Here is a 13655-nt window from a genome sequence, read left to right on the forward strand (position 1 = left end):
TTTTACACCTTGTTAGCAGCTTTACTTTTTATGTATTTATCTAAATCTTCAAGTTTACCATCAAATGGTTCTTGTTCCGTTAATTGATTCCATAGTTCTGAATTCATCAATTCTTCAGGTAGTTTGCCTTTAAATACATGATATGGCTCTAGGCTTTGACCATTTTTTATAACTCTTGTATTGTAACAATATGTTTTGCTTGAGTCCATAAGATCTATATATTCAATCTTATTCTTGAGCTTTCTTACCCCATCAAATTCCTGACCACCTATCATAATCAATTTACCATCTCGTTCTATGATATAATGATTTCCTTCGTCATTGTAGCTTTTAATTTTGGCATATCGATCTATATTTATTTCTCGTACTCTTGCGATACCTGTTTTAATTATCGACTCTTTTTCTTTTAAGAATTTAGGTAAACGGGCTAAATCATTTACTTCCATTACTAACATCCATATCATGAAGAACGATATTATTAGTATTGGAATGATTAACCATAGCGTAGGGAAATTGTAAATAATAATTATGAAACCTAGTAAAACTGTAAGTTTAAGTAGAACAGATTTTTTTGTTTTTGGGAAGTAGGATTTTGTTTTTTTCACTTCCTTTAAAATAACTTTCTTATCCGATTCAGATAAATCTCTTTTGTATTCTTTAATCAATTTTTCTATTTTACTTTAATTACTGCTATCGAGGAACTAATAAAAGTTGCAATTTTATTTAACAGATGACACCGAAGTTCGTTTTTATAAAAATTAAATGCAAATACTAAAACCTAAATACCTACCAAGTTTATGAGTAAGCGGATTGTGGAGAAGAATAAGGGGTACATTTATGGTTTTGTTATCGAAGATGGGATTAAATAAGTTTTAGAAATAAGTTATGCATTCTTACTTCGGCGGGATTATGTAACAATTTTTTGAAGTCCACAAGAAAATTTTATGTGCGGTCATGATACATTATTTATCAATTCATATTTTATTGCAAGTCTCTCTAATATGTTTACAGTTGTTTCAATTTGTTCAAATGTATGACTTGAGTTTACAATAAATCTAATTCTACCGTCATTTATACTAACTGCGGGATAAACAACTGCAACAGAAAAAATACCTTCGTTATACAAATCCTGTGAAAATTTCAAGAGTTTTTTGTAATCAGGAATGAAAATCGGAATTACAGGTGACTTGCTTTTGCCAAGATTGAAACCAACTTCTATCAATTTGGAACGCATATAATTATTATTTTTATGAAGTGTTTCTATAAGAGCTGGGTTATTTTCTATTTCATCTAGACTTGCAAGAATTGCAGCAGCGTCAGCAGGAGTGAAACAAGCTTGGAACATTACAGCATTGCTTGACCATTCAATTAGTGTTTTAAATTTTTCTTTGGTTGCAATAAACCCTCCTATAGATGCGGTTGCTTTTGAAAAAGTTGACATAATAAAATCAACCTTGTCGCTAACACCTTGTTCATGGCAATATCCTCTTCCCTTTTCTCCATAAAGTCCAAAGGTGTGTGATTCGTCAATGTATAGATAAAATTTGTACTTTTCTTTTAATGATATTATTTCCTTTATGGGGCAAAGGTCACCACTCATGGAGTATGCTGATTCAGCAAAAACATGAATGTTTTCAAATCTATCTGAATATTCTGATAATTTTTTTTCCAAGTCTTGAACATCATTATGTTTAAAGGATAGCATTTTTCTTTTAGATAGTTTAATACCGTCAATAATTGAAGCATGACACTCTCTATCAAAAAGAGCAAGATCATTCTTACCAACAATAGCCGAAATTGCACCTAAATTAGTAGAATAGCCAGTTGGAAAAACTAATGCACTTTCTTTACCAGTCAATGTTTTTATTCGATCTTGAATTTCAATATGTAAAGAATTATTACCTCCAGACAATGCTGATGTTCCGGATCCTGTGCCGTATTTCATTACAGCCGCACAAACTTTAGTGATTACATCGGGATTTCTATTTAATCCGAGGTAATGATTTATACACCATAAGATGCATTGCTTACTTTCTCCAGAAAATTCCGAAATGACTGATCCATGTGTATTGCTACCGAATTCAGTATATCTCTCAAAAGGATATGCCTTATCAATTATCTGTGCCTTTTTTGCAATATTCATGACTTCTGAAATTATACCTACATCTGTAATTCCTTTTTCCGTCAACTTATTAGCCAAAGCTCTTAGTGCTAAATCAGTTTGCAATTCTGATGTTACATCTTGAATATTGTCCATTTACTATAATTCTTTTTGGTTAGATTTTATTTAAACTTCTTGCATACTCTACAATCTTTTTAGCTTCCTTTGTTTATATATTTCATTTGTCAAAGTTAATTTCTTGCACCAAATTTTCAAGTTAACACTGTCGACATGCATCATGCATAGCATTGTACTAAGAAGAATTTCAATTCTTCTTAGTGGATTATTTTGAAGTTCGTTATTTCAAGAATTGAAAGCAAGTACTTACAAAGGGAGTTATCCCTAGTTATTAACGAGAAAGGTAATTGTAAAGTGGTTTTTAAGGGTAATATCTACCTAATCTTTAAAACTACTCCTCACCAAATCCATTAATTCCTCCCCATGTATATTTTTGGCAATGACTACTCCGTTACTATCTAAAATGAAGTTAGCAGGTATGGTACGTACACGTATTTTCTTTAAGAAAGGGGCATCGTCTCCTTGTAAGTCAGATGATTGCAACCAACGATCGGCACCATCGCGTTTTGCTGCGGCTTTCCAGCTTCTTTCATCACTTTCTAAGGCATAGGCAATTATTTGTAAACCTTGGTCTTGGTATTCATCATAAAGGGGCGCAAGGACTTTTCTATTTTCTATTCTGCAAGGCGCACACCAAGATGCCCATAAGTCCACAATGGTCAATTTTTTACCCAATACATCTTTTAAAAGCAAGGTGTCTTTTGTCATCATAGGAAATTGAATATTAGGAAATTTATCACCTATCAATACCGGTAAATTTTTCGGTTCGCTTTCTTTACACAGTTGTTTGACCCATGGGTGATTGGGTTGTGTTTTCTTCCATTTGGTGCATTGGTCCACTAAAAATTCCGGAATTCGTTCATAATCGTTTTCCGGGCTTACCCAACGTAAAGCAACAACCGCAGGTAATAATTGCGGAGTGCTTTCTGCAAATTCCATCAACGCTGTTTGGTATTGTAATACGGCATGTTCTTTTGCCATTAATTCATCACCATCTTCCACATTCCATTGCTTGTTGGCAAGCTGGGTTTGGTAAGCTTCTTGCTTTATATCCCTTAAGTTCAGCAAAGCACTATTCATTTCTGAAGGATTAGCTATAGTAAAGCTTTTTTGAAATTCGGTAAGCTTTGTAGTTATTTGTAGTTCATACCCATTTTGCCAAACTATGGGCATATAATTGGCACTGGTATCAAGGTCATTGTTGAAATAGTTGCCGGCTTTTCCTGTGGGTTGCACGCTTAATTCATATAATGTTGGTTCTTTGGTATCAGGTAGGTTATGAAACGCAAAGCTTCCGTCAGTATCTACAATAGCGGAGTCTACGACTTTCCCTAAATAAGAAGCTGCCACATGCTGTAGGTCATCCGGTTTAATTAAATAAATAGTGGTGTTTTCCTGTTCAGCACCTTTTAATGTGCCTTTTATGACTACGGGAGTATTACATGCTGTAAGGTTTAAAACTAAAAAGACGACACCGATAATAATTTTAAAAGTAGTAGTGTTCATTTCTATCAAATTACTGTCAACTGGTTCGTCAAAAGTTTTGTACTTATTTTAATTCGGCTTATTTACGTTTATTATTTTAGTATTCTTAAACGCTATTAAATCCACTACATATAAGTTTTTAGAAGGTGTTTTTGTATAACTATCTTCTGTATAGCCGCCTAATATATAAAGCTTGTCTTCATAACAATACATAGAAGCATTTTTCAAATTTAAGCCAATTCTATATTCATTTAAAACCCTGGTTATGATGTTAAATGTCTGAATTTTACCATTACTAAAAATGTAAATAACATTGTTGTTATATGAAAGCGCCGGATTTTCTATACCATAAAGTAAATCTCCTTCTTTATTCCATATTCCACTGGAAAGATCATAAGATTCAATTTCTGTTAACGGAGCGTCATTGCTACCACCAATAAGATAAATTTTTTCATTTGCCATTATCCCATTGGCTTCTTTAGGTTTTGTCATTTTGGGTAAATCATACCAATATCCAGAAGTTATATTGTAAATATGGTTTTTATCGCTATAGATTTTTTCTCCGTTTCTTTTCAGTTTATTGGATCCACCCATAACCACTATATTATCTTGATACGATACTGCTGCAAAATTTATAGCTTGATGTGGATTCATATCATCAACAACAATCTCTTTGGTTTTGAGGTCTAACACTTCAATTTTAGCATCTAGATATTCAAATTTTTGGTTTGGTGACAAAGTTTTGCCTCCTAAAATGTAAAGCTTGTTATTTATATAAACGGTTTTATGATATGCTCGTTTTCTAAACTCTAGGTTTGATATGGACCAGCTATCTTTTTCGATATCATAGGTCTGTAGTTTGTTACTATATCTTTCCCACGAAAGATTGCTTTTATATTCCTTTATAAGGTCTGCCATTCCGGCATTGGGATTCATGCTCACCTCATTAAGGGCCTTTTTTGCTGTGTCGATTATTATGGATTCATCACCACCGATAACATAAATTTTATTGTCTACTATTTCAGTGCCAAATTGATGGACTCCTTTTTCTAAAGAGGATAATTTTTTATACGGTACTTTTGAATCTAACTTTTTGTTTGATGTAACCGTAACCTCACTGAGTTTCTCTGTCTTTTTTGATAAACGGACAACAAAATCTAATTGTTCAAGCTCTGAATGGGTATAGCTGTTTGTTGTGAAACCAATTTTAGAGAAACGAATGATTTCTCTTGATTTAATTTTTTTATTAAGCTTTAGATTAAATTCGCCCTTTTTGTTAGAAGTTGTTCCGTTCTCTATTTTTTCTATATAAATATTAACAAATTCTATTGGTTCATTGGTTTCAGTATCTAATATTTTACCACTGATACTTTGTGAAACTGCAGTAAAAACAGAAAAAAATAGGAGTAGTGTTAATATTATTCTTGCTTGCATTTGTAAAATTAAATTTAAGGTAGTGCTAAAAGACCTTTAAACCTTTTTTAGCAGATGAATACTAAGTTCGTTTTTAAGATGAATTAATACAACTTTTTACTACTTTATTTGTAGGAAGATATTAGTGCAAGAGATTATAGGTTGCTGTGCAAATTCTAAAATTTCGCAAATTTAGAAATAGTGCATAATCAATTATCCCATTCCTTTTGTAACCGTTCTAATTTCTCAACTAACTTTTTGTCCGTTTTTTTAATGATTCTTTTACCTTTTCCTATGGGTTCAAAAAAATCTCTTCTTTCTATGTACGGATTAAACACTGATGACTTCACATTTTTAAGTTCTTGACTTAGCTCTTTGTATTCTTCTGTTTCATAAATATTTGTATCTATTTCAAACTCTATATTTCTGGGTAATTTAAGTGAGGCTATTAGTTCTTCAAAAGGAATTTTAACCCTATGTAATTTTATTTTTTCTAAAGAAGCTAATGTCTCAATTTCGTTAAGTGTTTCTAGGTGATAAATCTTATCTGCTGAGCCTTCAATATTCAAATATTTTAATCCCTTTAAATTACCTAATCCAGAAGTTTGTTTAATGTTTGTAGGTTGAATGATTGAAAAATTCTCAATTGTATTATTTGAAGCAATAGATTTAAAGTCTTTGATTTTACCTGTTTTTAATAGACAAAGTGTTTTCAAGTTTTCAGAAAATTCCAGACCGTTGAAGCTAAAATTAGAATATGAGATATGCGAAACACTTAGAAATTCAACCTTTTTTAAGTATTGTAATAATGAAAGATTAATGATTTTTGAGTTCCAAAAACTTAAATAACTTATTTGATTTAAATAGGTACTGTTTGTTTTTAAAAAATCAATTGTAGATTCATTGAAATCGTAATTGTTGAATTCTATAAAACTCAAGCTCTCAGATAGAAAATCTGAATTAATAATTCTAGTCGGCGTAAATGCAATACCTGATTCTGAACTATTTGGAAGTTTATTATTTAGAATATCATACTTGTATTTAGCGAAATCTTTAAAATCAAAAATCATTGTCTATATATATTATTTTCTAGAAAACTGTATTCTTTTAATTATGCAAATAATAGGTTATAAAGGTTCGTATTCGTATTGTTTATAGTACATATGACATTGGTTACTCTCTCCCCAAATCTGTTATCAGCAACGGATTATCTTTCTTTAATTCATTAATCAGTTTTTCAACTTCTGTAGTTGTAGGGTTTGCTTTTAACCGTTCTACTTCATTTTCTGTAATACCTACTAATTGTAAAAAAGCAACTTCTCCGTGTGGTGTTTCTATAGTACCTAGTTCTGGATCCAGGGCAAATACAAAACCGGTAATTTTTGTGTCGGTATTTAAACGAATAGGTCCGTTTGCAGGTATGAAATGATTTTCTTCAAACCATTTTCCACTTTTAAAAACATAACGAGCTAGGTTATTCATGACCTGAATTGCCCAAATAGGCTCATCTTTATCTTCATTAAATGGCTTTAGTCTAAAAGTAAATTCAAATCCCCATTTACTAAATTCTTCATCTGTTTTATCTTCGTTATAATAGAGCTCAGACATGCCATAACTTATCATGTGTTTATGGGGTTCTTGGTTTGTTGCCTCATATATACTGGCACCATCTATGGGGTCCGAACCGCCAACTGAATAATGAATACCACATAAAGGGCCATAATGTTTAGGCTCAGTTTTACCATAGATTTTTTCTAGTGAATTATCTATGGATAACCAGCCAACGGCATCTTCTTCAGTAAAATTCTTTTTGTATGTTTCTTTATCCATTCGTTGTAATTTAAAAAAATAGTCTCACAAATGATTTTATGAGACTATTGATAATACTATTTTATATAATTTTAAATGCTGTAAAGAGAACCATGTACTACTTTATAATTATTGACATGAAATTCGTTTCTATCATTAAAAGCAATGAATGGTAGTAGTCCGTCAGAGCCTATAGCTTTTCTAGGTAGTTTATCATTTTCTATATCTGAAAAACCAATAGTTGCAACTCTAATATCACTTGAACTAACCTTTTTATTATCGAATTCAAACGCATAAGCGTCCAATAAACTTTGATCTATTTTAATATCGAAAGTAGAATCCGGATTATCTAAATCATAATACAATTTAATCATTTGTTCAGATAAACCTTCTGGTAATTCATCTTCTTCCAAGTCTCTAAAGTTATTTAGGAGCGCACTTACCGCTTTTAAGAACAAAGGAGTATTCTTGTATTCTCCTTCTTCAACCAATGCACAAACTAGCATGCCATAGCCTACATCTTCATTAACTTCCCACAATTGTGGCGCACATTGTATAACGGTAGACAAAATAACTTCGCCCTGTTTTACTTTTTCTAACCATTTGTCTTTACCCATTAAAGGTGCAGACAAGCTCTTCTTGAATAATTCTGAATTGATATCAATTTTTGAATACATGTATGGCTTCAGTAAATTAACGTCGGTAGGATTTGGAATTTTACTTGTTTCCATATCCACGTTTTCATACCTAATACGGTCTAAAAGTTGATTTTTATTTTCTCCTTTTTCGAATTTTTCAAGCAATTCTTTTACATCAAAGCCTTGCCCTTCCATTTCTTTTAATTGTTCATACGTATAATCTTCTGTGTCGAAACCCGTATCAACTTTTCGCATTAGATTGATGAACATGTCTTTTAATCCCATTTTGTTTAATTTTTAGTTTTGGTTGAATAATTATTGATTATAAAGTATTGTATGTAAATCTATTAGATATTAAAATCCCCACATTAAATACAATAGTAAAAAACCGGAGATTGTAAAAATACTTCCCATTAATCTGCTGTACCATTTTTCGCCAATGGTGTTAAACCAAGCTCTTTGCCTACTACTAGCAGGGCTAACAAGCCAGCCTAAGCCTTTATACTTATCTAATCTAAACAAGTGTGCAAGCCCAAATAGAATTATAACAACAGCAATAATTGTTTGTATAACATCTGGGTTAGAAAAGAAAGATTCTATAGATTGTAATAGGTTTATAGAACTTAAAATAAAAAGCTTCATACTTCTATTCTATTTGTTAAAACACAAAATTGTTGGGGGAGATTATATAAACGTCATTGACATAGAAATTGTATAATTTTCAATAAAGTTTTTTTAATTACGTAATTTTGAATAGTGAAAATGAGGATAAAAATGGAGCTAAATAAAATGCTAGATTATTTAAAAAATGTATTGGAGAATATGCCTTCTGATTGGTTAAACTTAACAACCCATCGATTGGATATTTATAATGAAGAATTAGCAAAAGTTCAGTTTTTAGACCAGTTTGAAGTTTTAGCGAAGGAGCATAATTCAAGCCCAGCTGCATTAGAAAATTTACCTACGGCTTATGATTACATTAGACTTGGGCATCCGTTATCTTGTATTTTAGAATGGGCTATTGGCAATATCAATCATCTTGAATCTGAACAGGTAATAAGTTTTCAGTCAGAGACCATGCCTATTTTATCCATTTTAAGAACAAATTTATTTAAGCAGAGCAATACGTTGATTGCCTACACTGGTGAATTACCCAGTGTTCTTGATGTGGACGTATTGCGGGCTGTTTATGGTTATACGTTTGATATAAAGCAAGTTGATTCAGCTTCTTCTATAGAGGCTTTTGATGGTAGTGTCATTTTTGTATCTGAACAAGATGAGATTACCGCTGTAAACTTCAACCCGAATATAGATTTTTATATTAATCTTCATGGTGATTTGGGTAGCGTGCTTTTGGTGAATGGTGAGCAGAATACAACCTATATTTCAGACATTCAACACGTAAGAAGAAGAGAGACCGTTGCTATGACTCCCGCAAACTGTTTGGTAGCTTTACAGTCTTTGATTCATCAAACTACAAGCAATACTAAAAAGGAAAATTCAGCAGAAAACAAGGCTGCCGTATTAAATGTCATACGAGAGGTGAGCGGTGCCAATACATTGCCACTGGTAGCTTCTAGCGGATTATCCATACAATACGCCATTATGATGGGCTTGGTACATCATGCATTGGAAGATCACAAGGGGAAGGCCATCAAAATCGTTGTACCTCCAAACTGTTATGGTGGTACCAATGACCAGGCTAGGCGAGTAGCAGCCTGTAGCGATGCTATTGAAATTGTTGATTTACCTGTGGATGGGGACAATGATATGGTTAAGAGTATAGATACGGTTCTGAATAAATTAGCCAAAGAAGATGCCGTACCTTTTATTATTGCAGAAATACCGACTAACCCAAGGGTTGAAGTTCCTGAGCTGGATAAACTAAGGGAAGCCTTGAGTGCTAAGCGAAAAACTGCAAGTGGAGGAGAGGCTATAGATCCCGTATTTATTTTGGATCAGACGTTTTGCCCTAATGTCCATTTTCTGGAAGATGCCGATATTCTTTCATCCGTTAGAACCATTTCTTTTGCAAGCGGATCAAAATTTCCAAGTGGCGGAAAATGTACGGCAGGTTATTGTATAGCGAATAAAAAGGCGGAGGCTTTAATTCAAAAAATAGAACTGCATTTAAGCCTTTGCGATAATGAAGCAACCGATTTGCAGTATGAAATTTTGGCAAAGCAAATGCCGTCTATGAACGAGAGAATCCATAAAGCTTATGAGAATACTCACGAATTTGTAAAGTTTATTTCAGAAACATTGCCAGACGCTAAAATCAATTTTGTATCGGATGAATTGGCAGCGGAAGGATTTACACCATCGGTCTTTTCATTAGACCTACCTACAAAAGGAAACACCGCAGAAGAACGTGAAGCTTACAAACGGGAAAAGAATCATAGGTTAATCAACTTAATGATCACCGAGATACCAAATGAAAGTAAGTATTGTGTAAGCTACGGACAGTTACATGGTTGTTATTGGACCATACCGGCTACTTCTACGCAAGGCACTACGAAAGAAGATGACAAGGACTATATTGCCCGTGTATCCCTTTCTCCAGATTTAGATTTGGAGCAGCATAAAAAAGTATTCAAGCAGTTTGTGGATAGTATGTAACCGCTGATGAAAAAAGTTATTCTATATAGCCTTTTTCACGCATCCAATCATCATTGAACATTTTACCAATATAACGACTACCGTGATCATGGAACAATACCACAACGACATCATCTTTGGTAAAGTGTTCTTTTAACTGCAACACGCCTTTAATGGCAGATCCGGCTGAATTTCCTAAAAACATGCCTTCTTCTTTTGCCAAACGTTGGGTATATACCGCGCCGTCTTTATCGGTTACTTTGGTGAACCCGTCAATAATGTCAAAATCCACATTTTTTGGCAGAATGTCTTCACCAATACCTTCAGTTACATATGGGTAGATTTCCTTTTCATCAAAAATGCCCGTTTCGTGGTATTTCTTGAATACACTACCATAGGTATCTACACCCCAAACTTTTACATTAGGGTTCTGTTCTTTTAAATACTTTCCTACTCCAGATATGGTTCCGCCGGTTCCCACACCAACTACAAAATGAGTGATCTTGCCATCGGTCTGCTTCCAGATTTCTGGTCCGGTGCTCTCGTAATGTGCTTGGGCATTACTAGGGTTGTCATACTGATTTACATACCAACTATTCGGAATTTCCTTTGCCAATCGTTTAGAAACTGAATAGTACGATCTTGGGTCTTCTGGTTCTACGGCTGTGGGGCAAACCACAACTTCTGCACCTACCGCCCTTAAAATATCACACTTTTCTTTAGACTGTTTATCCGCCAATACAAAAATACATTTGTAACCTTTTACAATGGCGGCCAATGCGAGTCCCATTCCCGTATTTCCAGAGGTTCCTTCAATGATCGTTCCGCCTGGTTGTAACCTACCATCAGCTTCTGCATCTTCGATCATCTTTAACGCCATACGGTCTTTAACCGAGTTGCCAGGGTTAAAAGTCTCGTACTTAGCCAATACCAAACAAGGTAACTCTTCTGTAAGTGAATTAATTTTTACAAGGGGAGTGTTACCAATTGTACCAAGTATATTTTCTGCGTATTCCATAGCTACTTTTAAAGTCGACCAAAGTTATAAAACTAGATCGACCAAAGCAAAATTGTTGCAGATACATCAATAATTGATTTTCGAAATAGCGAGCGGAGAGCGGCTATTTGTTTATTTGGAACACGCGAATATTCTAATATTGAATTGTCAAATCGAGTGAATTTCGAGGCACGAGAAATTGGCTAACGAGCCAAGTAGGAGGGTATCGAGAACCTTAAGGTGAACCAAAGTTTCTCGATACCGGCCCTCCGGTAGAAAAATCATTTTACAATTACAGGCAATATATGTTACTAGTTCTTGCTTTTATCATTGGTATCAATAGGGCAACTTCTTACTCCAAAAATTGAATAAAGTGGGCAAAAACTAACAAATCCTGTTAGTAATAATACACCAGCTAAAACTAATAATACAATCCCTAAAATTCCTGAAATTGTTCCTGTGTAAAAAAGAACCCCAACTATAGCAGCGATTACTATTCTAATAATACTGTCTGCTGAACCCACATTTTTCTTCATATTTTGAATATTTTAATTATACGGGCAAAATTGAAAAAAATAATGGTGAATACCTGTGACCACAGTCACAGGGAAGAAATAATTTTAATTCCCTGGGGTTCTTGTTTAATTTTTCCGTCCATTTCAAGCTTTTTTAATACTCTAGATATTACCTCTCGTGCGGTTCCTAATTCAGCTGCTAATTGACTATGGCTCATTTTAATAGGATTTCCATTTGTCAGAAGTGATTTCTTTTCAAGATGTTCGAATAATCTTTTGTCCATTTTATCATTTAACAAATGGCCTATAGTTTCTAATAAATCCAGATATCTTAGGTTGTATTGATTAAAAAAAAGTTCATTGAAGTCGGGATAATCCTGTATCCATTTTGGAAGAAACTTTATCGGAAGTAATAAGATGGTTGATTTTTCTTCAACAGTAGCGAACACTTTACTCGGTGTATTCTTTAATGCAGAATAAAATGTCATAACACAACTTTGCGATGGTTCTATATAATATAAAAGCAACTCTTTTTCATCAAAGCTTGAATAAACTTTTAATAGTCCGTCGATTACAATAGGAAGTACTTTAACGTATTGCCTTTCTTTTAATAATTCAGTTCCTTTTTCAAATTCCTGAATAGAAGATTTCTCCAATATACTTTCAAGTAATTGAGGCTTTAAAAATGATAATATCTTCCTGTCAAACTCCAAGTTTTATTTTTATTTGGTTTCTCATTACTTTAAGCTAATTAGAGTTTTAATAGTTCGGAATGCTATGCAAAAAGTTCATTTAACGGATAATAACGAATTTTGTTCTTTCAAAAATTGAAATCAACTACTAACAATATGACTTATAATCAGGTTATTAACGAAACAGTTAATTAACTACAGCCTAAAATGATTAATTGGTCCATTACATGACCTAAGTTTTTATATTGACAAATAAATACTAGTTATAGAAACTTTAGTACTTAACCGTACAGTTAAAACCAACGCCAATGGTACCTACTTTTTCCCATTCTGCCTGGCTAGTAGTTCTAACAATCATAGCGTGACCGAATAGTGAACCTGAAAAACCAATATCATCATCTTCATTTGGCGTTTCAATTAATTCTATAGTGCAGTAAATATCATCTTCAACATAAATTCTATATTTTTCTAGGTTCAAAGAGAAATCACCCTTCTCTACATCAATAGGGAAAATGATATTTTCATTTACTATTTTTTTATCTGGTAGTCCGTTCTTAATGCTATAAATATTTAAACGATACTTTAAAGAAGTATTGGTGTTTGTTACTATATGAGTATTGAAGCTTTTAAGAAATGTTGGGTTGTGCTTAATATTGATCTTTATGCCAAGCTCATTACCTAATTCATTTACACTAAAGCCAAGTTTAAGAGATTTTGATCTTGCTTTATTGCCTAATACCTTTTCTTTTAACTCTCTGGCGGTAATGGTTACTTCGTTTAATTCAGTTACATCGGCAGTTAGAGGAAGTACAGCATTGACCTTCATTTTCTCGATAAAGTCAGATGCTACCAACGAAATTGTTTTATAACCTATTGATGATACCCTAATAGTATCTTTCATGAAATCGTCTTTTACCTCAAATTCAAACTTACCTGATTCATTTGAAACGGTACCCAAAGTCTGCTTTAGTATACCAATATTTACATACGGTATTGTTTCGTTGGTTTCACTGTCCACAACAGTACCTGAGACTACCTTTTGTGAAAAAATTGAATATGTAAAAAGTAATATTGTAATCGTAAAAATAGATTTTTTCATTATGATTCTTGTAAAATTCAATGGAAGTTATAAGTAATTTTATACTCCGCCTTGTTCTATTTTATGTTAGTTAGTATGCTACTAAATATCAGTTACTTGTTATTAGTGCTTGATAACGAAATTCGTTATTTACATACATATGACCAAGTCTTTTCTTACATCATTTTTAA

At 33.0% G+C, this 13655-nt stretch carries 13 protein-coding genes; 1 reads left to right on the plus strand and 12 read right to left on the minus strand.

Features of this window, described 5'->3' with window-relative positions:
- Nucleotides 1-2 precede the first annotated feature (2 nt).
- The 8 genes from UH1x_RS18625 to UH1x_RS18660 form a co-directional block, all read right to left on the minus strand.
- On the minus strand, nt 3-665 hold the full coding sequence (locus UH1x_RS18625; protein ID WP_482623465.1) for a hypothetical protein: 663 nt from the start codon (nt 663-665) through the stop codon (nt 3-5).
- Between the two features lie 287 nt (nt 666-952).
- The gene (locus UH1x_RS18630; RefSeq protein ID WP_482623466.1) at nt 953-2257 is read right to left on the minus strand and encodes an aminotransferase class I/II-fold pyridoxal phosphate-dependent enzyme; all 1305 of its coding nucleotides are present in this window, start codon (nt 2255-2257) and stop codon (nt 953-955) included.
- A gap of 300 nt (nt 2258-2557) precedes the next feature.
- Nucleotides 2558-3745 (minus strand): TlpA family protein disulfide reductase, encoded by a 1188-nt coding sequence (locus UH1x_RS18635; RefSeq protein ID WP_482623468.1) that lies wholly within the window; start codon nt 3743-3745, stop codon nt 2558-2560.
- A gap of 48 nt (nt 3746-3793) precedes the next feature.
- Nucleotides 3794-5158 carry a Kelch repeat-containing protein gene (locus UH1x_RS18640; protein ID WP_482623470.1) on the minus strand — a complete coding sequence of 455 codons (1365 nt, stop codon included), beginning with the start codon at nt 5156-5158 and terminating at the stop codon, nt 3794-3796.
- 188 nt (nt 5159-5346) lie between these two features.
- Nucleotides 5347-6207 (minus strand): hypothetical protein, encoded by an 861-nt coding sequence (locus UH1x_RS18645; RefSeq protein ID WP_482623472.1) that lies wholly within the window; start codon nt 6205-6207, stop codon nt 5347-5349.
- 103 nt (nt 6208-6310) lie between these two features.
- Complete coding sequence (locus UH1x_RS18650; RefSeq protein ID WP_482623474.1) at nt 6311-6967, minus strand: suppressor of fused domain protein; 657 nt, start codon at nt 6965-6967, stop codon at nt 6311-6313.
- Between the two features lie 71 nt (nt 6968-7038).
- The gene (locus UH1x_RS18655; protein WP_482623475.1) at nt 7039-7869 is read right to left on the minus strand and encodes a hypothetical protein; all 831 of its coding nucleotides are present in this window, start codon (nt 7867-7869) and stop codon (nt 7039-7041) included.
- A gap of 69 nt (nt 7870-7938) precedes the next feature.
- A complete protein-coding gene (locus UH1x_RS18660; RefSeq protein ID WP_482623476.1) occupies nt 7939-8226 on the minus strand; it encodes a hypothetical protein in 288 nt (95 codons plus the stop codon).
- A 132-nt stretch (nt 8227-8358) separates the two neighbouring features.
- Between UH1x_RS18660 and UH1x_RS18665 the strand changes: the two genes are divergently transcribed.
- Nucleotides 8359-10203 carry a PLP-dependent aminotransferase family protein gene (locus UH1x_RS18665; protein WP_482623478.1) on the plus strand — a complete coding sequence of 615 codons (1845 nt, stop codon included), beginning with the start codon at nt 8359-8361 and terminating at the stop codon, nt 10201-10203.
- A 16-nt stretch (nt 10204-10219) separates the two neighbouring features.
- On the opposite strand, the gene UH1x_RS18670 is transcribed toward UH1x_RS18665, so the two are convergent.
- The 4 genes from UH1x_RS18670 to UH1x_RS18685 form a co-directional block, all read right to left on the minus strand.
- Complete coding sequence (locus UH1x_RS18670; RefSeq protein WP_482623480.1) at nt 10220-11200, minus strand: PLP-dependent cysteine synthase family protein; 981 nt, start codon at nt 11198-11200, stop codon at nt 10220-10222.
- Nucleotides 11201-11490: 290 nt separating this feature from the next.
- Nucleotides 11491-11715, minus strand: coding sequence for a YgaP family membrane protein (locus tag UH1x_RS18675; protein ID WP_299799551.1), 225 nt, complete (start codon nt 11713-11715; stop codon nt 11491-11493).
- A gap of 65 nt (nt 11716-11780) precedes the next feature.
- Complete coding sequence (locus UH1x_RS18680; protein ID WP_482623482.1) at nt 11781-12407, minus strand: Crp/Fnr family transcriptional regulator; 627 nt, start codon at nt 12405-12407, stop codon at nt 11781-11783.
- A gap of 253 nt (nt 12408-12660) precedes the next feature.
- Nucleotides 12661-13485 carry a carboxypeptidase-like regulatory domain-containing protein gene (locus tag UH1x_RS18685; RefSeq protein ID WP_482623484.1) on the minus strand — a complete coding sequence of 275 codons (825 nt, stop codon included), beginning with the start codon at nt 13483-13485 and terminating at the stop codon, nt 12661-12663.
- Nucleotides 13486-13655: the final 170 nt, after the last annotated feature.

It is taken from the genome of Maribacter sp. UH1 (genome assembly GCF_056839145.1).